Genomic DNA, 23147 nt, shown 5'->3' on the forward strand with positions numbered 1-23147 from the left:
ATACAAGCCTGCCGACCCAATGGCGACGCCGCCAACGAAGGCGCCGCTGTTGCTGCGTAAAACAGGTTCGGATCGCCCGAGCGCCATCGTTCTTGTCCCCGTTCTGCCAACCCGCAGAACGGGGACGGACGTGTCTGTCCGCACGGACACATCACAAAACTCCGTACACTCACCGGAAGAACGTGCGACGGAAGCACGTGGGCTCGCTGAAGCCATTGATCTGGATGTCAGGGAAACCCTGATCGTCCCTGTCGCGACCCCACGCCCGGCTACGCTCTTCGGCTCGGGCAAGGTCGAAGAGCTTCGCGAACTGATCGCTGAATCGGAAATAACCCTCGCGGTCATCGATCATGCCATCAGTCCGGTTCAGCAGCGCAATCTCGAACGCGCTTGGAATATTAAAGTCCTCGACCGAACCGGCCTCATCCTCGAGATCTTCGGCGCTCGTGCGCGAACCCGAGAAGGCCGCCTTCAGGTCGAACTGGCGCATCTGTCCTACCAGAAGGGCCGGCTCGTTCGCGCATGGACCCACCTTGAACGCCAACGTGGTGGCGGAGGAGGCGGCGCGAGCTTTCTCGGCGGTCCAGGTGAAGCCCAGATCGAACTCGACCGGCGCATGCTGCAGACACGCATCGACGCCATCCGTCGAGAATTGAACCAAGTCGTCAAGACACGTGCCCTTCATCGGAAAGGCCGGCGCAAAGTTCCTTATCCGATTGTTGCGATCGTTGGTTATACGAACGCAGGCAAATCGACCCTTTTCAATCGGATCACCGGCGCATCCGTGTTGGCCAAGGATCAGGTCTTCGCGACGCTCGATCCGACAATGCGCGAAGTTCGGTTGGCAAGCGGACGGCAGATCATTTTGTCGGATACGGTCGGCTTCATTTCCGATCTACCTACAAGTCTCGTCGCCGCATTCCGTGCTACGCTGGAAGAAGTCATCGAAGCGGATCTCATCCTGCACGTGCGCGACATTAGCCACGCGGAAAGCGAACTCCAGCGTCAAGACGTAGAACGCGTTCTTGCCGATCTCGACATTGATCTCACGCCAACCGACCGGCCTATTCTTGAGGTCTGGAACAAGATCGATCTCCTACCATCTGATGTGCGCGGCGTAACCGAAGCAACGGCCCAGCGCCAGGAAAACCGACCTGCCCTTGTTTCCGCGCAAACTGGTGAAGGCATTGAGGATTTACTCGCCGCCATCGATACGCGCCTCGGGGCCGACGATACCTATCTGACACTCGTCGTGCCTGCCCGCGAAGGAAAACTGCTGAGCTGGCTGCATGACAACAGCGAGATCCTTGAACGCACCGTCGACGACAACGGTGAAACGACTCTACGTTTGAGGATTGCCGCGGAAAAGCGCGGCCGGCTCTTGGCGCAATTACAGCATTTGAGATTGCGCGTTCAGTAGGCGAACTAATCGTAAACCTGGAGCCAACAGAGGCATTCCATGGCCGATTCACGACAAGCCCATTGCTGCATTGTTGGTGGTGGTCCCGCCGGGATGGTCCTTGGGGTCGTGCTTGCGCGCGCTGGGCTCGACGTCATTGTGATGGAAAAGCATAGCGACTTTCTCCGCGACTTTCGCGGAGACACAATTCATCCCTCGACACTGCAAGTGATCAAAGAACTTGGCTGGCTAGAAGAATTCCTGGCACTTCCTCATCAAAAGGTATCCGAGATCGGAGCGGACTACGCCGACCAATTTTTGCCCGTCGCTGATTTTTCAAAGCTCCCCGTTGCCTGCCCTTATATCGCTCTCATGCCGCAATGGGATTTTCTGAATTTCCTCGCTGAGAAGGGGCATCGCTATCCTGGCTTCGAACTTCATATGCAAACGGAAGCGATAAGTCTCATTCGCGAGGGAGATAATATCGTAGGCGTGCGAGCACGCACTCCTAACGGGGACCAAACGTTCCATGCCGATCTGGTGATCGCCGCGGACGGACGCGGCTCCCTTCTTCGCGAAAGCGCAGGATTGAACGTTCGAGACCTTGGCGCTCCCATAGACGTTCTATGGTTTCGCGTTCCCCGTCACACGAGTGATCCTTCCCAGACTATGGCGAAGTTTGCCCCCCCCCACATGGCCGTACTGCTCGACCGCGGAGACTATTGGCAATGCGCATATATCATCGCGAAGGGCAGCTTCGACGAACTCAAAAGCAAAGGACTGCACGAGTTCCACGCGAGCTTACGCGAGCTCTTACCCTTTGCAGCTGACCGAATCGACGGACTTGCCGACTGGAACGATGTGAAGCTTCTCAATGTGCGCCTCGATCGCCTCGAAACCTGGTGGACGAAAGGGCTGCTCTGCATAGGAGACGCGGCTCACGCGATGTCGCCCATTGGTGGCGTGGGGATCAACCTCGCGGTCCAGGACGCAGTGGCTACGGCAAACATTCTGTTCGATCGGCTTAGCCGGCGGAACGTCCACAGCGAGAATTTGGCTGCGGTCCAAAAGCGTCGCATGTGGCCGACGAAGGTAACTCAAACCCTACAAGCCGCTGCTCATAACAGGCTCCTGACGCCGTTGCTTGCAGGTGAACTATCCGAATATCCGCCGCTCCCTCTGCGGCTCATTTCCTCAACACCGCTTCTGCGGCGTCTAGCAGGCCGTCTCATCGGATTGGGTGTCCGTCCTGAACACATAAGCGCTGAAGTGCTCAAGCCCAGAGGAGCGCTGGCCTAACCTCAGCCTCATCTCTCATCCAGTAGTCGGTTTGCGCTCCTGGTCCTTAGCCTCATCCCAAAGTGCATCCATCTCGATGAGATCACTACTGGATGGGCTCTTCCCGCGCTCCGCTAGTCTCTGTTCGATATACCTAAACCGTCGGCTGAATTTCTCGTTCGCTGCGCGAAGCGCATCCTCCGGATCGACATTCAAATGCCGCGCGACATTCGCCATGACAAAAAGCAAGTCCCCGAATTCTTCGCGAACACGTTCGGGCAATTGCTCTTGTGAAGCTTCTCCCTCCCCTCGAGGATCGTGTGGCAACGCCACTTCTTCGAGCTCAGCGAGTTCCTCACGCATCTTATCGAACACCGGCTTAAGGCTCGGCCAGTCAAAGCCCACCTTCGCAGCTTTGCTCTGCAACTTCACCGCACGCAGAAGAGCCGGTAGCGGCAAGGGAACATCGGCCAAAAGACCACCCGTCTCGCCATTAGCGTCATCTCCCTTTGCTGCGGCCTTCTCCACCTTCTCTGCAGCCTTGATCCGATCCCATGCACCCTTCTGCAGGCCCACGGCTCGCTCGGCAGGAGTTCCGAACACATGGGGATGTCGCCGCAGCATCTTGCGAGTGATGCCGTCCGTCACATCATGAAAATCAAATGCACCAGCTTCCTCAGCCATACGCGCGTGATAGACAACCTGAAGCAAGAGGTCGCCGAGTTCTTCCCTGAGGTCTACGAGGTCTCCTCGTTCGATCGCATCCGCAACCTCGTACGCTTCTTCAAGCGTGTAGGGAGCAATCGAAGCAAAGTCCTGCTCGAGATCCCAAGCACATCCCGTTACGGGTGTCCGCAACGCCGCCATCACCACGAGCAGATCTCCGATCGTCTTCTTTCCGGCATCGTCGTTATTCACAACAGCTCCCACGAAGTTAGTCTAAGAACACCTTGTGGATGTGCGGCTGGGTGTCAGCAGCATGTTCGGGCACAAGTCGGAAAACCTGCGCTATGAGGCCGGTATGATCGTCCTGAGGTTCATCGTCAACGTCGCTATACTGGCCTTCGAAATCGCCTTGGTCGCTGCGGCCGCTTGGCTGGGCTTGCATCATCCGCTTACTTTTGCCGCCCTTACGGCGGGTCTGACACTCGCCTTTGGCTTAGTGCTGGAACATGCACGCCTGAGACACGAGTTACCGTTCTATTTTGGCAAAGGATTTTCTGGCCACGCTCTGTTCGCGCGACTGATGGCTTTTATCGATGCCATTGTGAAAGCATTGTTGGCAGGACTAATGGCGCTGATTACGTTTTCCGGAACGGATCCGGAACGCCTCTTCTGGGTCGCGATCTTTTTTGGCGTTTCCATCTTTGCTGGATCGAGTCTATTGCGACGCCTGTCGATCTCGCTCAATGCACAACCTTCCCGCTGGGGCTATTTCCGTTTGGCAGCCCCTCTCGGGCTCCTCTTCTCGTTTGCCCTCTCCTTCCTTCCCACTAAGAGCTTTGCCGATATCGGCATGACGATCGTATTCGACCTTCCCGCCAAACCGAGCATCTCTCAAGCCAGCGAGGTTCTCTTCGTCCTCAAGCAGAAGTTCGATGCCATGATCGTGCTGGCACTCTCAGGCTTCATGAGCCCCGAAGCTGCGCAACTTGCTGGAACGCTCGTCAGCGTGAATGTCCTGAGCGGATTCGTCATCGCGATCTACGCTGTCCTCATCGCCGAGGCCGTTCGTTGGCTTGAAGACGCCTCGCCCTGAAGAAACAACCTCACGCTCTCATCGAGAGCTGAATTGGTCATCACAGTGGCACAATCATTCGAGTTCCTGTGAAAACACAACACGCCCTGCAACTATCTTGCTGAGCATCTCGCAAGACTGCCCATGTCGAAAGAGATGTCGGTGCGCGTTTGCTCCGAAGCGCAATGGCGCCATCGCTAGGTAGATGTCGTTGAACATCTCAACATCAAGCGATGTAGGCCTTTGAAAGGTCGACAGGAACAGATCACGAGTCTTTGTTGGCATCGAGTTTATCTGGACCGCATAGGCCACATACTCATGCGCTGCGATCGGAAGATTCCGATGCCCGATGTGCTCGCGGAAAACCGCATGCGCAACTTCGTGAACAACAAGGCTGTCGTATACATCGCGGAGAGGAAGCCGGCGATATGCAGAGCCAGGTAGAAGGATTGTCCGCATCGCCTCAAACGTCGAAATCTGGATGCGCCATCGTTTGGCATCGAACAGGGCGATAACCGGCAACCCAAACGGCTGAATGACCTCACTTAAGATCTCGACACGAAGCTTGCGCTTCTGCGGCAGTCCGCAATATTCGAAAAATGCGTTCGCACGCTTGGCAGACGCACATACCGCTCTACCCTCAACGTCAGAACTGCCAGAGACCTCAATCGGAATCCCTGGACAGTCGAGGGCGAGCGCACGCACGCCGAGCGCATGAGCCACGCTCGCAAGCAGAAGAACCGTAAAGCCCAGGACATAACGCCGATTTCGTGCCACGTGCGAGCCTCCCGTATCAGCTCGTCTTCGTGACACTTAGCCGCCGGCGGGCCACTTCCCTATGATCTCGCTCAAGATAAAGCGCAGAAAGGTTAATCAACGTTCCGGACAATCTCCGGCCATCGAGGAGAGAAATCCCCTTACGCACGAAAAACCGCTATTGTCGGGCAACCTCGAAGCTCATTCGCATAATATATATTATGGAAAATTGTAAAATATGAACGCAGCTTAACAGTGCGTTAAAAAGTTGCTGGCGGACGGTGAAACCCCTCCCGCCAGCGAACGATCAGATTGAGGCCTTAGCCCTCATGCTCATTGGCGACAAACCGATCGAGCAGACGCACACCCCAACCGGATGCCCAGCTCTGGTTGATCGCATTGCGCGAAGAATCCATCGCCGTGCCCGCGAGGTCGATGTGCGCCCAAGGCGTGTCCTTGTCTTTGACAAAGCGCTGAATGAACTGTGCTGCGGTGCATGCCCCCGCCCAGCGACCGCCCAGGTTCTTCACATCCGCGTTTTTAGAGTCGATGAGCTTGTCGTAAGCCTTATCCAAGGGCATCCGCCAGATCTTCTCACCCGTCTCCTTGGACGCTTTGAGCAGGTTGTCCGCCAACGCATCATTGTTGGAATAGAGCCCCGCATATTCCTTACCCAGCGCGATCATGATGGCGCCAGTCAGCGTTGCAAGATCAATCAAGAGCTTTGGCTTGAAGCGCTCCTGCGCATACCAGAGGACATCAGCCAGCACGAGCCGGCCTTCGGCGTCCGTGTTCAACACCTCGATGGTCTGACCGGACATCGAGCGCACGATGTCGCCCGGACGCTGAGCGGTGCCCGACGGCATATTCTCCACGCAGCCGATAATACCGACGGCGTTCACCTTGGCTTTGCGCGCACCCAAGGCGTACATCAGGCCAACGACGCAAGCCGCCCCGCCCATGTCGCCCTTCATGTCTTCCATGCCCTGAGCGGGTTTGATGGAGATACCGCCCGTATCGAAGACAACGCCCTTTCCGATGAACGCCACGGGTGGAGCATCCTTCTTGCCGCCCTGCCAACGCATCACGACAACCCGAGCCGGACGCTCGCTGCCCTGAGCGACGCCGAGCAGCGCGCCCATTTTCAGCTTTTTGAGATCGTCAACGTCGAGCACTTCGACTTTAACGCCCACATCCTCAAGAGCCTGCGCGCGATCGGCAAACTCAACCGGGCCAAGCTCATTGGCTGGTTCATTGACGAGATCCCGCGCGAGATGCACACCCTCCGCAATTCCCTTTAGGCGAGCAAATGCCTTCTCCGCCTTCTTGGGCTCAGCACAATGAATGACGAGTTTTTCCAACCCGTTGGCCTGAGCGTCCTCGCCCTCGTCTTCCTTCGTTGCTTTGGACTGATATTTGCGGAAGTTGTAGTGGCGCAACTGAGCACCGAATGCGAGGTTCGCAGCCAAATCGACGGCGCTGGGCTCATCGGCGTCGAGTTGTGCAACGATGCTTGCTGACTTGGCTTTACGCGACAGGATCTGCCCAGCTGCAGTTCCCCCCAGTAGCACCCAGTCATCTTCACGGGCATCGGCCGGATCACCAACACCGAGCAAAATGACCCGCGTCTCTTTAAGTCCGTGAGGCGCAAGCACTTCCACCGTCGTTTTGGCTTTTCCTGAGAAAGCTGCCGCCTTAGCCGCTTTTTCCAGACCGCCAGATGCGTCTTCGTTTGCCTCACGTCCGACCTCTGAGAAAACAAGATCACGGGCGACCAGGAAGCAGGTGACGTTCTCGCGGTCGGCTTTCAAGGGCGCAAACGTAATCTCGAACGCGGGTGCCTTTTTGGCGGGCATTAGCTGGCTCCATTCAGGGTTTGACGAATTTGCAGCTTCAGAAGAAGACGCTGGGGCTTGCGGTCCAGATACATGGTCACTTACGCGAGATCCGTATTGGGCCGGTGAGGCGTGCGCCACGCCAAGCGTCGATTGGGCTCCGAAGGGATTAGAATAGCCGCAGATTAGTCACCCGCACGGCTCGATCAAGCCGCTAGCCGCCCGCCAAGTGATATTAACCTAGATTCTCAGCAATTTCGGCCGCTTTCCGGCTGAAATAAGCCCGGCGAGGACACTTATGAGCACACATTCAACAGCGCACGGACCACCAGCCGAATTTCCGCCACCGTGCTATGAGAGCGAACCAGCTTCCCGTTGATAGCATAGAGTCTCTCATAAGCAGGATCACGGAACTGCTCTACCCTGACGCCACAGCTAAAGCCAAAACATAGATGTCAATCATCTCCAAATACGTATTTCGGCAAGCTGCGGGCGCGTTGCTGCTGATTCTGCTGTCGTTGGGCGGCATCGTCTGGATCGCATTGGCGCTCAAGCAGTTGAACGTCGTCACCTCGCAAGGCCAGGACGGCTGGTTATTGCTGAAAATGACGACGCTGGCCTTGCCCAACCTGCTGGCAATCATCGCACCGTTCGCGATGCTGATCGCTGTCATGCACACACTGAACCGGCTGAACGGCGACAGTGAGTTGATCGTGCTGACGGCCTCCGGCGCTACTGTGTGGACAACTGCGAGGCCCCTCATCGCTCTCGCGTTGCTAGTTACGATGGCGGTCGGGTTCGTCAATCACATCGGCATGCCGTGGAGCCTCCGGCTGCTGCGTGAATACATCATCCAGGTCCGCACCGATCTGCTAACACAAGTTATTCAACCTGGACGCTTTTCTACCGCCGAAAAAGGCCTGACGTTCCATATCCGCGAACGCACCCCGAACGGCGATTTGCGTGGCCTGATCATCAACGATACGCGCGACAAGAAGCTATCTCAGGCATATCTCGCCGAAGTCGGTCAGATCGTGAAACAGGAGTCGGGTGCGTTCCTCGTCATGACGGACGGCCACATTCTGCGACGGGCTGAAGATAGCGACGCAGCTCAGATCATCGAATTTCAAAAATACGCCATCAATCTCGCTGCGCTCGACGAGAACGAGCCTTCTCACGTCGATTATAAGCCGCGCGAGCGCTATCTGGACGAGCTTCTCAATCCAGCGCCCGACGATAAAACCTACCACGCCCAACCAGGCCTCTTCCGCGCAGAGTTGCACGAGCGCTTCGCGAACCCGCTATATCCCATCGCCTTCGTACTCATAGCCTTGGCTGCCGTAGGTCAGGCGAAATCAACACGACAGAACCGCACTGAGGGCGTAATCCTAGGTTTTGTTGCTGCCACCGGCGTCCGTATGGGCGGCCTCGCAGTCAACAATCTCGTAGCGCTAAATCCCGTCTTCATCCCGCTGCTCTACGCGCTTCCAATCCTCGCTTGTATTGCCGCGCTCGCTCTTGTCGTGCACAACGCCCGCCCACGCGCTGGACCTTCTCGCCTGGAGAGCCTACGAGACGTGGTGACCACCGCTATTGGCACTGTCATCACGAGCTTGCTGGGCCGCCTCCGCTTGGCACGACCGCAGCCGGCAGGCCCAGGCCCCGCAACATCTAGGAGCCGTTGATCATCGTGGGGATCGGAACCGCCACACTCAACTGGTACGTCGGACGCTGGTTCCTGACGACCATCCTCGGCACCTTTTTGTTGTGTAGCGCACTCATCTTCATGATCGACTTTGTCGAGTTGCTTCGCCAAGCGGGAAAATACGGCAGCGTTCCCGCTTGGCTGTTGGCATGGATGGCGCTTCTCCGATTGCCGGCGTACACCGAGTTCCTATTACCGTTTGCAATCATGACGGGATCCATCGCCGCCCTCCTGCAACTGAGCCGCAAAAGCGAACTCGCTGTGATGCGCGCCGGCGGCATGTCGGTCTGGCAATTCCTGCTGCCTGGTTTCATCGTGGCTGTCACGTTGGGCGTCTTTGCAACGACCCTCTACAATCCGTTGGCAGCCGCAGCGCGCGAAAAGGCGGAAGCGATTTTCGCGGACGCTTTTGGAAGAGACGTCAATCTCTTAAGAGCCAAATCGGGTGAATCATGGCTTCGTCAGAACGGCATTGACGGACAATCCGTGATCAATGCCGTCCGGGCCTCAAATCAGGGGCTTACGCTGACCGGCGTCATCGTGTTCGTCTACGACAATGATGGCGGCTTCGTCGAACGCATCGATGCAGCCCGCGCTGATCTCAAAGAAGGGTACTGGGAGCTTCGCGATGCGTGGGTCTCCGGCGTCGGGAGAGAGCCGCAAAAATACGATTTCTACATGGTGTCCACATACCTTACACCGGATCGCGTTCAGGACGCTCTCGGAACGGCTATTTCCGTCTCCTTCTGGGAGCTCCCTGGCCTCATCGAAGTCGCTGAAAAAGCAAAACTTTCAGCCACAACCCTGCGCATTCAGTACGAACTCCTCCTGTCAAGGCCACTCTTGTGCTTTGCGATGGTGCTTTTGGCGGCGACTGTGTCGTTGCGGTCATTCCGATCAGGCGGCATCCAGACTATGGTCGTCACCGGAATGGTAGGGGGATTGGGTTTCTTCTTGCTTGCTGAAGTTTCACGACAAATCGGCGCCGCGGGGTTAGTGCCGCCTTGGGCGGCAGTTTGGTTGCCGGTTGTTTTGGTGATCTTGGTTTCGTTGACGGTGCTCTTGCACCAGGAGGACGGCTGAGTGATGCGTCGAGCGCGGAAACCGCAAAGCGTTTGCGGCAGGGGGCGCGCAGAGAAGGCAGACCGGCGGCTTTTCCGCGGTCCTGCTCGCTCGGCGATTCCCTCGGCATTCGTTGCGCCCATCCGTAACCGACTATCGGCATGTGCTGTGGCTCTAGCGGCCGCGACGGCGTTCGCTTGCCTGTCGTTCAGCCACGAAGCCGCCGCTCAGAGCGATGGCTTCAAGAAACACGCGGCACCGGCACCGACGTTCGGTAATTCATCCAGCCTCATGCCATCGACCAAAATTGATCGCTCCCAGCCTTTGTATCTCCAGGGCGACCAGTTGGTTTATGACAATTCGGGCAACACGGTCATCGCCCGCGGCAACGTCGAGATCTACTATAACAACTACATCTTAACGGCCGACGAAGTTGCCTACGATCAGAGCGCAAACACGCTAACAGCGGTTGGCAATGTTGTGCTCAAAGAACCTAATGGCAACATAATCCGTGCCGACCGCTACACGCTAACCGATGATTTCCGCGATGGCTTTGTGCAGTCGCTCAGCGTCGTCGCAAAAGACGACACGCGCATCGCTGCTGCACGCGCGACACGCCGCGAAGGCAACATCACAGAATTCAACGAAGCCAAATTCACGCCGTGTCGGACAGACGGAGGCTCGCCGCCGCTTTGGTGTATCTCCGCCCAAACGATCATTCATGATCAGCAAGCGGCAACCATCACATACCAGGATGCTCAGTTTGAGATCTTTGGCCAACCGATCTTCTATCTGCCCTACTTCCAGCACGCCGATCCTTCGGTAAAGCGCCGCTCAGGCTTCCTGATGCCAACTTACGGAACTTCTTCCGACCTGGGCTTCATGACCTCGGTTCCGTACTATTTCGCCCTGGCGCCGAACTATGATTTCACATTCCATCCTCGGTACATGACCAAGCAGGGTGTGCTCTGGCAGGGTGATTTCCGCCATCGGTTGGCGAACGGTCAGTACAATATCAAGTTCGCAGCGATCGATCAGAACTGCGGCGATCTTCCCGACTCGATCCGCGCCGACCGGGGCAGGTGCGAAGATCTCGATGGATTCCGCGGCAGTCTCGAAACAAAAGGCCTGTTCTCGCTATCAAGCTGGTGGCGCGGCGGCTGGGATATCACTCTGGAAAGCGACGACTCCTTCCGGCGCTTCTATCAACTCGACAGCATCCTGCTGACCGATCGCGTGAACCGCGTGTTCATGGAAGGTCAGTCAGACCGCAACTATTTCGGTGTGAACTTGTACCACTTCGGTGGCTTGACCTTTGAGGACACGCCTCAGTCGGAAAGCCGCGTTCACCCGATCATCGACCACAACTATGTCTTCGCCGACCCGATCCTTGGCGGTGAACTCAAAGTCGCTAGCAACTTCCTCAGCTTCTCGCGCGGCGACTATCATGTCGACGGCACAAGCTCGCAGGACATGACGCGTGCCATTTCGGAAGTGACATGGCGTCGTAAGCTAATCGACAACCTCGGCATCACCTACACGCCATTCGCCAACCTGCGCGGCGATCTCTACCAGATCAACAACTACATTGATCCGATAACTGGTGAGGCGGTAGCCGATGAATCAATCGCGCGCGGCGTTGCCGCTGCGGGCGCCACCGTGTCGTACCCCTGGATCGCCAGCGGTTTCAACGCAACCCACACCGTCGAGCCGATCGGTCAGATCATCGCGCGCACAGCCAGCGTGCCGCAGCGCGAGTTGCCTGATGAAGATGCCAAGAGCTTGGTGTTCGACGACACCACCCTATTCCTCTTCGACAAGTTCTCCGGCTATGACCGTGTCGAAACCGGTACGCGCGCCAACGTCGGCGTCCAGTATACGTTCCAGGCTAATACTGGGGGATATGCTCGGCTTCTCGCAGGTCAAAGCTTTCAACTCGCAGGCGACAACCCCTTCGCCAACCCTGGATACGTCGATCCAAACGCACCGCCTAGCGAGCGCAACCCCGTGTTCAATCCGAATAGCGGCCTTGAGACCCGCGAGTCGGATTATGTGGTCGGGCTATACTTGGCACCAACGGATGCGTTCCGTTTGATCTCTCAAAGCCGCTTTGACGACAATAACTTAGCGTTACGTCGTCAGGACGCTGCGCTTCTTGCCAGGTTTGGGCCGTTCTTTGGCGACGCCACCTACACATATGCGCCGGACACAGCCAACCTGAGTAACTATCCTCTTAGCGGCGGCTACAGCGACGACGACCAGCAAGACATTTCTGGCTCGCTGGGTGTGCAACTTACGGAAAATTGGAGCGTTCGCGGGCGCATTCGCTATGACATTGATGATGATTTCGTGCTGAGCGACGCAATTCAGCTGCGCTATGCCGACGAGTGCTTCGTACTGACCGCAACCTACGCCGAAAACTTCTACAACGATCCTCTGCGCGACATCGACACCGATCGCACACTATTCCTGCGCTTCGAACTCAAGCATCTTGGCGACTTCCAGTATAAGACCGACGCGCTCGACTACGTCATGGGCGATCAGCAGCCGCCGCATTCGCCGCAATAACGGTTGCATCTCGTATGCGTCGGCAGCACCTTAGCTTGCATAAGCTCTCATGAGCTTGGGGTTTGCGTCCCGGGCTATGATGGCGGGGAAACTCAGGCACAGCTCCACAGCTGACTGATGGCAACCCTTGGCCGTTCAAGCGCATAATGCTATTTGCTGCAGATCTTTCGCCATGCCCTCGCCGAGGTTGATGGTTAGTCTTCAACAATCTGCGGGATGACAGCCAACGGACAGAATAGGGCTGCGCCCTTACTTCGAGAGCTTAAAACAAGGCCAATTGCGATGCCCCGATCCCGTCTCTTCTGCCCGCGCTTAGTCCGCTCGGCTCTTTGCAGCGTGATCGCCCTCGGAAGCTGGGCTGCCTTGACCTCCACAGTCAGCGCCGATCCCGCCGCTTTGGCGCGCGCATCTGGCGCCATGGCCAAGGCTCACGGAGCTGCGCTGGTACACGTCACCGCTAGTCGCACACAAGGCATCGCCGTTCTGGTCAACGACGAACCTATTACGAATTACGAAATCGAATTGCGCCAAAAGCTTCTGGCCATGAATGTCGGCGGCCTACAAGAACGCGCGCAAGCAAATTTCAAAAAACTTGTCAAAGCTGAGAGCACGAACACGAAGCTCAAGGCTATCCTGGACACCACGATCAAAGCAAATCAGGGCAAGTCTCGCGAAGAGATCCTGGCCATCTTCGAACAGAAGAAAAAGGACTTTGCCAAAGGTTTACAAGAACAGGCCGTCTCTAGCGCGCGTGCAAGCGTTCTGCCTGGGCTACGCAAAAAAGCCCTCGAAGAATTGATCGAGGAACGTCTAAAGCTCCAAGAAGCCAAACGGCTCAATGTTCTGGCTGAAGATGACGAGGTCAATAAAATCATCGCCGGCTTGGCTGAACGCAATAAAATGAATGAAAAGCAATTCGAGGCCCATATGAAGAAAATGGGTACCGATGTTTATACGATGCGCACGAGATTTCAGGCCATGATGTCCTGGCAAAACGTCGTGCGCCGCCAGTTTGGACATCAGATCGCAATTACGGACCGCGACCTGGACCGCGCCGTTTCCCAGGTTCAGGCTGAAGACCAGACCGAACTGAACCTTCAACGCATTGTGCTCATCGTGCCGGACAAGGTCGATCAAGCCGTCGTGGCACGGCGTCTGCGCGAAGCCAGCGCGCTACGCCAGAATTTCAAAGGCTGCTCCATGACGGGCACGCTCGCAAAATCCGAAGGCGCGACACGTTTCGATAATATTGGCCCACGGGCCGCTTCAACCATCGCTGAACCGACGCGGACGCTGCTACTCAACGCGAGTGATGGGGAAATGCTCCCCGCCACAGTTGGGTCGGAAGGGATCGAGCTTTGGGTGCTATGCGGCCGCAAGGTAGTGGAAGCAAAGGAAACCCAGCGCGACGAAGCTGTAAAAGAATTGCGGCAGCAGGAATTCAACGTGCTCGCTGAGCGTCACCTGAAGGACCTGCGTCAGGACGCGCACATCGAGTATCGCTAGGTGATCAACGCACCGTCGCAAACAAATCATAGTGGACCCGCATCACCGGCTCCTCCCGTACTCACGATGGGAGATCCTGCCGGGATAGGCCCGGAGATCACATTGCTCGCTTATGAGCAACGATCCAAGCGCGCTTTACCTCCATTCGCGATCTATGCGGATCCCGCCATGCTTGAGGCCCGTGCGAGAGACATCGGGCTCATCACAAAATGCATAACGGTTGCAGATCCTCGTGCGGCAACGGACAGCTTTGAACGCGGCTTGCCAGTCATTCCAATAAGTCTCGCAAAACCAGCTGCGCCCGGCGACCCTGATCCTGAAAACGCTCAAGCCGTCATCACATCTATCGAGGCAGCGACCGCCGCTGTCTTTGCCGGTTCCGCGGCCGCGGTCGTAACCAATCCGATCGCAAAATCCGTGCTGTATGCCTCAGGTTTCAGCTATCCGGGCCACACTGAATTTCTCGCTTATCTCGCCGACTGCGCGAAACCCGGAAGCAAAACACATCCTGTCATGATGCTAGCTTGTGATGAGTTGCGCGTCGTACCCGTTACAATTCACATCCCGCTGTCGAACGTCCCTCAGGAATTGACCCAGGAACTCATTGTCGAAACGGTCAGGATCACAGCGGAAGCCCTGGAACGCTACTTTGAGATAGATTCACCCCGCATCCGTCTTGCCGGTCTCAATCCACACGCCGGAGAATCCGGAAGCATCGGCACAGAAGAACAATCGACAATTAAGCCTGCCATCCACACCCTACGCGCACTGGGCATCAACGCGACTGGTCCAGCCCCCGCCGACACAATGTTTCACGAAGCAGCTCGGAAGACCTATGATGTTGCCGTCGCGATGTATCACGACCAAGCCTTGATCCCCATCAAAACCTTGGCCTTCGATCGCGGCGTCAACGTAACGCTTGGCCTACCCTTCATCCGCACATCTCCCGACCACGGAACCGCATTCGATATCGCCGGCCAAGGCCGCGCTTCACCCGAAAGCCTGATAGCAGCAATCCACATGGCGACCACAATGAAGTCCGCTGAAAACGCGTTCTTGGCTCAGCGTTCGCTTGAAGCCGCGGGACCTCACCGGTGAGCGAAAAATCCGCAAGAGCATCGTCCCCACGCACATCAATGAACGCAGCGGCCCAAAGCGATAACCTGCCACCGCTGCGCGATGTCATCGAAAAACACCGCCTCATCGCAAAGAAAAGTCTGGGTCAGAACTTCATTCTGGACCTGAACTTGACGCGGAGAATTGCCCGCGCCGCTGCCCCGCTTGAAAATTGTACCGTCGTGGAGGTCGGCCCCGGTCCGGGCGGATTGACCCGCGGCCTCCTGATGGAAGGAGCCCACCGCGTCGTCGCCGTTGAGCGTGACCATCGCTGCCTCGCAGCCCTTGCCGAAATCGCCGACAGATATCCCGGCCGTCTTGCCGTGCATGAGGGGGATGCGCTCAAAGTCAACTGGCAAAAACTTCTTGAAGACACTAATACTGACGAGACAATCATCGTTGCCAATCTTCCCTACGGAGTAGCAACTGCGCTTCTAACGAACTGGCTCGAAGCAGAACCTTGGCCACCTTGGTACAAGCGCATGGCCTTGATGTTTCAGAAAGAGGTCGCGGAGCGCATCGTTGCAGAACCGGGCACCAAGGCCTATGGCCGCCTTGCCGTCATTGCGCAATGGCGTACGCGCCCCCGTATCGTACTCAACCTCAAGCCGGAAGCCTTCACCCCGCCTCCCAAGGTGTCATCATCAGTCGTCTTCTTCGAACCTCGGCAGAACCCCACTCCCTCCTGCTCCCCACAAACGCTGGCCCGCGTCACAGCCGCAGCCTTCGGACAACGCCGTAAGATGTTACGTCAAAGCCTGAAGACACTGACACCCATGCCGGAGTTGCTCCTGCACAAGACCGGAATATCGCCCGAACTACGCGCTGAAGCATTGACCGTCGCACAATTTGCCGAGCTCGCTGCGGCCTTTGATGCCGGCGCGGGCCCCCCGCGCTGACACGCCTCGCACGCGCCGTCTAAACCGCATCTATTCACACGGCTTTGCCAAGATCCTTGTGCAGCTTCGCTACAAAATCAGGAAGCCCCTTCAAGCGCTGCCGGCGTGCACGCTCGGCTAATAGAATCGCACGCAGTTCTGCGAGGCTTTCCTCAACGTCGAAATTAACGATCACATAGTCGTATTCATCCCAGTGACTGATCTCATCAGCCGCCTGAGCCATGCGCTGGGCCACAACGCTAGCACTATCCTGATTGCGTCGCTCCAAACGCTCCGCAAGCGCAGCTGCCGTCGGTGGCAGGACAAACACGCGCACAACATCCTCGGCGATTTTTTCCGCGAGCTGGCGCGCACCCTGCCAATCGATGTCAAAGAGAACATCGTGCCCCGTTCGCAGCATGGCCTCGACGCTATCACGAGGCGTGCCGTAGAGATTGCCGAACACCTGAGCCCATTCGAGCAGCCGGCCGCCCTCGCGCATCTCCGTGAACGTGCTCTCGCTGACAAACCAATAGTCTTGTCCGTCAACCTCGCCAGGCCGAGGAGGCCGCGTCGTCACTGAAATCGACATCGAAAGCTGCGAGCCTTCGACGTCAAGCAGCCGTCGCGAAAGCGTTGTCTTGCCGGCGCCTGAGGGTGAGGACAACACCAACAGCAGGCCACGCCGTCCAAGTGATGCGTCACCGGTTTGCGCAGGTCCCTCACTCAATGTTTTGCACCTGCTCGCGCATCTGATCGACGAGCACTTTCAAGGCAAGCCCTGCTTGAGTGATGCCTTCGTCGTTTGATTTCGAACACAACGTGTTGGCTTCCCGATTGAATTCCTGAGCCAGGAAATCCAGCTTACGACCAATGACACCGCCACTTCGCAAAAGATCTCGCGCAGCCGCCACATGCGAGCGCAAGCGCTTCAGCTCCTCTTCTACATCCGACCGCGTCGCCAGAATAACCGCTTCCTGATGCAATCGCACTGGATCTAATGCTTGCCCCGTCTCGACAAGACGCGCGACCAGTTCCGTAAGTCGCTGCTTGACCACGTCCACCTTTCGCGACGGTGAACGCTCAACTTGATCGACAAGCGCTTCGATCTCATCGAGCTGCTGAGAAATAACTTGAGCAAGACGAGCCCCCTCGTCTCCGCGAGCTTGCGCCACTTGCGTCAAAGCCTCACCCAGCGTCGCAAACACTGCCGCTGTGCGGGCCGCAACCTCTTCTTCATCAACTGCGACCTCGCCGACCTCAAGAACACCTTTTATGCTCATAAGGTTAGCCACATCAGGCATGTCACCGCCGACCAATTCCTGCATGCGCCGGGAGGCCCTGATAACCTGCGCCGCGACTTCTTCATTGAGCCTCACCTCAATGTCACTAGTCGGTCGCTGCATCGTCAGTGTTGCCGACACGTTGCCCCTGGTGAGAAGTTTAGAGATCGCTTCCCTAACCTTAGGCTCAAGCACTTCCAGCCCCGGCGCCAGACGAATACGCAAATCGAGCCCACGGCCGTTAACACTGCGTACTTCCCAGAACCAGGAAGAGTTGCCGTTACTGCCATCGGCCCGGGCGAACCCGGTCATACTGTTCAGGGTCATGAGAAATTAGAGCCTGGTTATTGAGGATTGACGATCAAGACAGGCACCGCCCTAAAAAACGGCTAAACCCGGCGGGAACTTATCCGCTTCCAACCGCTGCAACAAGCTCACGCCCCGCCGTACAAAAACTTTTACATGACAAATAATACGTATGCGCACCAATTCGGGACGCTGCGCCTCACCGCGGCTTGCGCACCGGAATAGGAACCGCGCCTGCAACCGGCAACGTCACAGCGGCGGTGCCGGGTTCAGCCGCAGCAGCTTGCGCGGCAACATTCGCATCGGCCTGATCCGATGCCTCAGCAGAATCCGAGCTATTAGCACCCTTCTCAGCGGCAGCAGCCTTCGCCTTCGCGCGGGCCTCACGCTCAATCTTCCGCCAGTCTGAGACAGCCTCGTTATGCTCTTGCAGAGTCTCGGAGAACGTATGCCCGCCAGTGCCATCAGCGACAAAATAAAGGTCTTTTGAATTTGATGGATTCAGCGCCGCTTTAATTGCATCGCGCCCTGGATTGCATATCGGCGTCGGTGGCAATCCAGAAATATGATACGTGTTGTAGGCTGTTTTTTCTTTGATATCAGAGCGATAAATCGGTCGCCCCAAGCTACCCTGACCACCGACAATACCATAGATAATTGTCGGATCTGACTGGAGCCGCATCCGTTTCCGCAAGCGATTGACAAACACTGCGGCCACACGATCGCGCTCATCTGGCTCGCCAGTCTCCTTTTCGATAATCGACGCGAGAATGACAGCCTCTTCAGGTGAAGAAATCGGCAGATCAGCCTGCCTTGTTTCCCATGCTTCCATGAGAACCCGACGTTGCTCCGCGCGCATGCGATCAACCAACGCTTGGCGATCCATTCCGCGCGAATAAGCATACGTATCCGGCAGCAGCGATCCTTCAGCAGGAATAGCGGTGATCTCACCGGTTAGGTTCGTATCTGCCCTGATCCGCTCAACGATCTGCTGACTGGTCAGCCCCTCTGGGATCGTAAGCTTGTATTCAATCGCCCGTCCTTCCGAAAGTTCGGAAAGAACAGCGCGCATGCTTGCCGCCTTCTCAATCTCAAACTCGCCGGCCTTCAGATCTAACCGCTCGCCATTCAGCACGTTGCGTACGAGGTGGTTGATAATAAAGGTCCAACGGTTGGCGATGATCCCTTCGCGCTCCAGGCGGGTGGCAATCTCGATACGTCCCTCACCTCTCGGAATCACGATCGTACGCGACACCTCGAGCGGACCAGGGCTTTCAAACTGATGATTAAGCAGAAACATGGCGCCGACCAAAACCACCATCACGACAAGGATGGTGGTCAAGACACCACTGATCACACGCACAAATCCGCTCAATGAACTGCGGCCGCGGCGATGTTTACGTCCACGTGGACGCTCGGGAGCTCGTGAAGGTTCCAGCATTTCAGCAGGACTGCGAGGTCTGATTGATCGGCCGCTAGAGGGCAATTCCGGTTCCAGGCGACGCATGCTCATCAAACGCTACCCTCCTTCTAAAGGACCCGGAAAATCTCTACGAGCGGTATCCTGGTCAGGCTGGTCGGCCCCGAACATACGCCAACGAAATATCACTCTTTACGCATCACAGGAGCGAAACCTGCCAATCTGCGAAAAGATTGTTGCGAGGAACCTAGCGTCAAATATGGCAAAACGTCGAACAAACGCACCAAGACGCAAACAGTGTCCAGGACCTGTTACATCCTTGCCGACAACGACGACACGCTGACCTGCGCGAAGACGCAGTTACGCGACTCGGCGCAGGATCAGAGAAGCATTGGTACCGCCAAACCCGAAGGAGTTGGACAAAACTGTATTGATTTCGATCTTCTTGGCCTCATGCGCCGCGAGATCAATCGCAGTCTCAACCGATGGATTATCAAGGTTCAGCGTAGGCGGCGCGACGTTGTCACGAATGGCAAGCGTCGAGAAGATCGCCTCGACAGCACCCGCAGCCCCGAGCAAATGCCCGATGGCAGACTTTGTCGACGACATCGTTAGCTTAGCGGCCGTATTGCCAAATAACCGCTCCACCGCACCAAGTTCGATCTCATCGCCCATAGGTGTCGATGTACCATGCGCGTTCACATAGTCGATATCCGACGCAGCCAGCCCTGACTTCTTCAAAGCCGCCTTCATGCACCGATACGCGCCATCTCCGTCTTCAGCCGGTGCCGTGATGTGATAGGCATCCCCCGACATGCCGTAACCAATGACTTCGGCGTAGATGTGTGCTCCGCGCGCCTGCGCATGTTCTAGCGTTTCGAGCACAACGATCCCGGCACCTTCACCCATCACGAACCCGTCGCGATCCTTATCATAGGGCCGCGAAGCTTTTTGAGGCGTATCGTTATACTGGGTCGAAAGCGCCCTGCAGGCCGCGAATCCGGCCATCGCAATGCGACAGATCGGGCTTTCCGTGCCTCCAGCAACCATGACCTCAGCATCGCCCAGCGCGATCAGGCGGGCCGCGTCACCGATTGCGTGCGCACCCGTCGAGCAAGCCGTGACGACTGCGTGATTGGGGCCCTTCAATTGATGTCTGATCGACACATAGCCGGATGCCAGGTTGATCAAACGACCGGGAATGAAGAATGGGCTAACGCGCCGCGGCCCCTTTTCCTTGAGCAGGATCGACGTATCCGCGATCCCGGATAGCCCGCCGATACCTGAACCAATAAGAACGCCGGATTGCTCCTGCTTTTCTTTGGTATCCGCCTTATATCCAGAATCGGCCAACGCCTGATCGGCAGCCGCCATAGCATAGACGATAAAATCGTCTACCTTGCGCTGCTCTTTTGGCTCCATCCAATCGTCTGGATTAAACAGACCATCTTCCGTGGGACCTCTGGGAACGAAGCAAGCAATCTGCGAGGAAATGTCCGAAACTTCGAATTCCTCGATACGGCGTGCGCCGTTCTTCCCCTGAAGCAAACGCGACCAGGACGCCTCCACACCACAGCCGAGCGGCGTGACTAAACCGAGTCCTGTAATGACAACGCGGCGCATATTCGAATAACCCGATTGTCGTAAAATCTGCCGCTAAAACCGGCAGACAAATAGACCGATGCCGGTGCCCACGCAAATACCTATGAATGAATATACCCACCCGCTTAAAGCGAATAGAGCGTGGCACAGGCGCCTTGTGGACGGCCTTGTAAGCTTAACGGGCGGGGAACCTCGCACACGAGCGGCGCACCCCACCCCGCTATAAAATCCGACCGAAAAAACCCAATCGCGCCGTCTCAGGCTGCGCTTGCGTTCTTTTCCAGGAATTTAACGGCATCGCCGACCGTCAGAATGTGCTCTGCGGCATCATCAGGGATCTCGCAGCCGAATTCTTCCTCGAAGGCCATGACCAGTTCGACGGTATCCAGACTGTCAGCGCCCAAGTCGTCGATAAAGCTGGCGTTCTCGGTCACCTTGTCGGCTTCCACGCCCAGATGCTCCACGACGATCTTCTTTACGCGCTCTGCGACATCGCTCATCTTAAATCCTCTTGTCCTATTAGCTCATCATTAGGCTTTGTAGCCCGGAATTCGTACTTTGGGCTGGGACATTGCTATCCTCGGTACGACCGCCCTGCAGAGCGCAACCCGTTCACACGCGGTCGTCTGGATCTTCAGACCTTCCAAAAATCCCTCGCGACCAACACGGTCTCAGCCCATCTGTCAAACCGCCAAGCGACGGCTCGGTATCACACTTCCCCTGTATTGGCCAGCGACACAAAGTCGACGACGGCAGGCCATTTCTAATTGCGAATTCGATGATCGCAACCCTTAAAAATCGCGACAAAATTCGCTGCAGTGCACGGTAGCGGTTTAGGGCATCGCCATGCCTCCATTGACATGCAACGTCTGTCCCGTCACGTAACCGCCCGCGTTGCTCGCGAGATAGAGCGCTGCCGCGGCTATATCACTTGGCTCACCGAATCGCTGCGCTGGGATCATCTTGGCGATTTCTTCAGTCTGTTTTTCGTTCAGCACATCTGTCATCGCCGTCTTGATAAACCCTGGCGCAATACAGTTAGCCGTAATACCGCGCGATGCAACCTCGCGAGCCATTGACTTCGTCATACCAATGACGCCGGCCTTTGAAGCCGCATAGTTTCCCTGTCCCGGGTTACCAAACACACCCGATACGGACGAGATATTGATGATCCGCCCATACCCGGTTTTGTTGCGCATCATATGACGTGCCCCGGCACGCATCAGCATGAATGTCGACGTCAGATTGACCGCGATGACGTCATCCCACTGCTCATCTTTCATGACCATGAAGAGATTGTCTCGCGTCAACCCTGCGTTGTTGACAAGAATATCGAGCCGCCCCATCGCTGCGATCGCGTCGTCAACCAATTTGGCAACACTCACGCGATCCGCGAGATCGCAAGGAAGAACATGAACGCGATCACCGAGTTCCGCCGCTAAAGCCTCAAGTTTATCTTTCTGTCGCCCGGATATCCCCACCACGGCTCCAGCTTCGTGAAACGCGCGGGCGATAGCCCCACCGATTCCACCTGTTGCTCCCGTCACAAGGGCAGTCTTGCCGGTAAGATCAAACATCACGTCCTAATCGTCCTTTTTCGAAGTCTCGCAGCGCGTACACGAAGCGACCAATCCTTACAATCCAAGGGCAGTCCGCACCGCCTCAATATCGGCAGGAGCACTGACGCTCATAGCCTTAATCGACTTGTCGATACGTCCACAGAGCCCCGCCAGCACTTTGCCGGCACCGATCTCGTAGACTTCGGTGATTCCATTTTCTGCCATGTAGGTAACAGTCTCGCGCCACCGAACCGTGCCGGTGACCTGTTCGACAAGTAGATTGCGGATATCTGCAGGCTCATTGACTGGGCCGGCAAGCACATTGGCAATCAAAGGCACCATCGGAGGCTTGATGTCGACTTGCGCCAGCGCTTCGGCCATCGCATCTGCTGCGGGTTGCATCATTTCACAATGGAACGGAGCCGAAACCGGCAACGGCACTGCACGACGCACGCCGTGCTTCTTACCGATCTCCGCAACCCTGTCGATCGCACTTTTGTGGCCCGACAGAACGACTTGCATAGGCTCATTGTCGTTTGCCACTTGGCAAACATCACCTTGCGCAGCCTCCGCCGCAACGGTCTGCGCAACATCGAGCCCAACACCGAGAAGAGCGGCCATGGCGCCCTGGCCAACGGGAACAGCCGCCTGCATAGCGAGCCCCCTAAGACGCAACAAACGCGCCGTATCCGCCAAACTGAAGGAGCCAGCAGCGGCTAAGGCACTGTATTCACCGAGAGAATGCCCTGCTACATAGCGAACCTTATCACGCAGATTCAGGCCGAAGTCCTTCTCCAACACCCGCATGACAGCCATAGACACAGCCATAAGGGCAGGCTGGGCGTTTTGAGTAAGCGTCAGTGTTTCCTTCGGGCCCTCAAAGATGACCTGAGAGAGCTTCTCGCCAAGTGCCTCGTCCACCTCAGCAAAAACTTCCGCCGCCGATTTAAAGTTTTCGGCAAGTTCTCGTCCCATTCCAACGTCTTGGCTGCCCTGGCCGGGAAATACGAATGCAACCGTCACAATAACGAGCTTCCTTCGGGCTGGGGCCATCACGGCCCTGTGAAATGTTTAATATCCGGCCGCGCTTAAGGCATGCGCAGTCGTGATCTGTCAAGCTGCAGCCGCCCGCGGGT

Annotated in this window: 19 protein-coding genes; 9 read left to right on the top strand and 10 right to left on the bottom strand. The window is 56.7% G+C overall.

The window, feature by feature from the left end; genetic code table 11:
* Positions 1 to 19: 19 nt before the first annotated feature.
* On the top strand, positions 20 to 1420 hold the full coding sequence (hflX, locus tag YBN1229_RS14310) for a GTPase HflX (protein WP_082101151.1): 1401 nt from the start codon (positions 20 to 22) through the stop codon (positions 1418 to 1420).
* A 39-nt stretch (positions 1421 to 1459) separates the two neighbouring features.
* Positions 1460 to 2698: an FAD-dependent oxidoreductase gene (locus YBN1229_RS14315; protein WP_046478583.1), complete on the top strand. Its 1239-nt coding sequence runs from the start codon at positions 1460 to 1462 to the stop codon at positions 2696 to 2698.
* Between the two features lie 15 nt (positions 2699 to 2713).
* Here YBN1229_RS14315 and mazG read toward each other — a convergent pair whose 3' ends face one another.
* Complete coding sequence (gene mazG / locus YBN1229_RS14320; protein WP_280136711.1) at positions 2714 to 3595, bottom strand: nucleoside triphosphate pyrophosphohydrolase; 882 nt, start codon at positions 3593 to 3595, stop codon at positions 2714 to 2716.
* A 61-nt stretch (positions 3596 to 3656) separates the two neighbouring features.
* Between mazG and YBN1229_RS14325 the strand changes: the two genes are divergently transcribed.
* On the top strand, positions 3657 to 4436 hold the full coding sequence (locus YBN1229_RS14325) for a hypothetical protein (protein ID WP_244464920.1): 780 nt from the start codon (positions 3657 to 3659) through the stop codon (positions 4434 to 4436).
* Positions 4437 to 4490: 54 nt separating this feature from the next.
* Here YBN1229_RS14325 and YBN1229_RS14330 read toward each other — a convergent pair whose 3' ends face one another.
* A complete protein-coding gene (locus YBN1229_RS14330; protein WP_046478582.1) occupies positions 4491 to 5192 on the bottom strand; it encodes a DUF6639 family protein in 702 nt (233 codons plus the stop codon).
* 299 nt (positions 5193 to 5491) lie between these two features.
* Positions 5492 to 7027 (bottom strand): leucyl aminopeptidase, encoded by a 1536-nt coding sequence (locus YBN1229_RS14335; protein WP_046478581.1) that lies wholly within the window; start codon positions 7025 to 7027, stop codon positions 5492 to 5494.
* A gap of 431 nt (positions 7028 to 7458) precedes the next feature.
* Between YBN1229_RS14335 and lptF the strand changes: the two genes are divergently transcribed.
* The 6 genes from lptF (at position 7459) to rsmA (ending at position 15862) form a co-directional block, all read left to right on the top strand.
* Positions 7459 to 8691, top strand: a complete 1233-nt coding sequence (gene lptF / locus YBN1229_RS14340) for an LPS export ABC transporter permease LptF (RefSeq protein WP_046478580.1) — start codon at positions 7459 to 7461, stop codon at positions 8689 to 8691.
* A 5-nt stretch (positions 8692 to 8696) separates the two neighbouring features.
* Positions 8697 to 9794, top strand: a complete 1098-nt coding sequence (gene lptG, locus YBN1229_RS14345) for an LPS export ABC transporter permease LptG (protein ID WP_244464919.1) — start codon at positions 8697 to 8699, stop codon at positions 9792 to 9794.
* A gap of 3 nt (positions 9795 to 9797) precedes the next feature.
* The gene (locus YBN1229_RS14350) at positions 9798 to 12341 is read left to right on the top strand and encodes an LPS-assembly protein LptD (protein ID WP_082101152.1); all 2544 of its coding nucleotides are present in this window, start codon (positions 9798 to 9800) and stop codon (positions 12339 to 12341) included.
* A 363-nt stretch (positions 12342 to 12704) separates the two neighbouring features.
* Entirely contained in the window at positions 12705 to 13847 is a 1143-nt protein-coding gene (locus YBN1229_RS14360) for a SurA N-terminal domain-containing protein (protein WP_160298716.1), read from the top strand.
* The gene (pdxA, locus tag YBN1229_RS14365; protein WP_280136712.1) at positions 13848 to 14945 is read left to right on the top strand and encodes a 4-hydroxythreonine-4-phosphate dehydrogenase PdxA; all 1098 of its coding nucleotides are present in this window, start codon (positions 13848 to 13850) and stop codon (positions 14943 to 14945) included.
* A 38-nt stretch (positions 14946 to 14983) separates the two neighbouring features.
* Entirely contained in the window at positions 14984 to 15862 is an 879-nt protein-coding gene (rsmA, locus tag YBN1229_RS14370) for a 16S rRNA (adenine(1518)-N(6)/adenine(1519)-N(6))-dimethyltransferase RsmA (protein WP_046478576.1), read from the top strand.
* A 34-nt stretch (positions 15863 to 15896) separates the two neighbouring features.
* Here rsmA and gmk read toward each other — a convergent pair whose 3' ends face one another.
* The 7 genes from gmk to fabD form a co-directional block, all read right to left on the bottom strand.
* Positions 15897 to 16571: a guanylate kinase gene (gene gmk, locus YBN1229_RS14375; RefSeq protein ID WP_046478575.1), complete on the bottom strand. Its 675-nt coding sequence runs from the start codon at positions 16569 to 16571 to the stop codon at positions 15897 to 15899.
* Positions 16564 to 17451, bottom strand: coding sequence for a YicC/YloC family endoribonuclease (locus YBN1229_RS14380; RefSeq protein ID WP_046478574.1), 888 nt, complete (start codon positions 17449 to 17451; stop codon positions 16564 to 16566). Before YBN1229_RS14380 ends, gmk begins: the two co-directional genes overlap by 8 nt.
* Positions 17452 to 17629: 178 nt before the next feature.
* Positions 17630 to 18943, bottom strand: coding sequence for an endolytic transglycosylase MltG (gene mltG, locus YBN1229_RS14385; protein ID WP_046478573.1), 1314 nt, complete (start codon positions 18941 to 18943; stop codon positions 17630 to 17632).
* Positions 18944 to 19210: 267 nt separating this feature from the next.
* Entirely contained in the window at positions 19211 to 20473 is a 1263-nt protein-coding gene (gene fabF / locus YBN1229_RS14390; RefSeq protein WP_046478572.1) for a beta-ketoacyl-ACP synthase II, read from the bottom strand.
* A 236-nt stretch (positions 20474 to 20709) separates the two neighbouring features.
* Positions 20710 to 20952 (bottom strand): acyl carrier protein, encoded by a 243-nt coding sequence (locus YBN1229_RS14395; RefSeq protein ID WP_046478571.1) that lies wholly within the window; start codon positions 20950 to 20952, stop codon positions 20710 to 20712.
* 333 nt (positions 20953 to 21285) lie between these two features.
* Positions 21286 to 22029 (bottom strand): 3-oxoacyl-[acyl-carrier-protein] reductase, encoded by a 744-nt coding sequence (gene fabG / locus YBN1229_RS14400; protein ID WP_046478570.1) that lies wholly within the window; start codon positions 22027 to 22029, stop codon positions 21286 to 21288.
* A gap of 57 nt (positions 22030 to 22086) precedes the next feature.
* Complete coding sequence (fabD, locus tag YBN1229_RS14405) at positions 22087 to 23034, bottom strand: ACP S-malonyltransferase (RefSeq protein ID WP_046478569.1); 948 nt, start codon at positions 23032 to 23034, stop codon at positions 22087 to 22089.
* Between the last annotated feature and the right edge of the window lie 113 nt (positions 23035 to 23147).

The organism is Candidatus Filomicrobium marinum (assembly GCF_000981545.1).
Lineage (GTDB): Bacteria > Pseudomonadota > Alphaproteobacteria > Rhizobiales > Hyphomicrobiaceae > Filomicrobium > Filomicrobium insigne.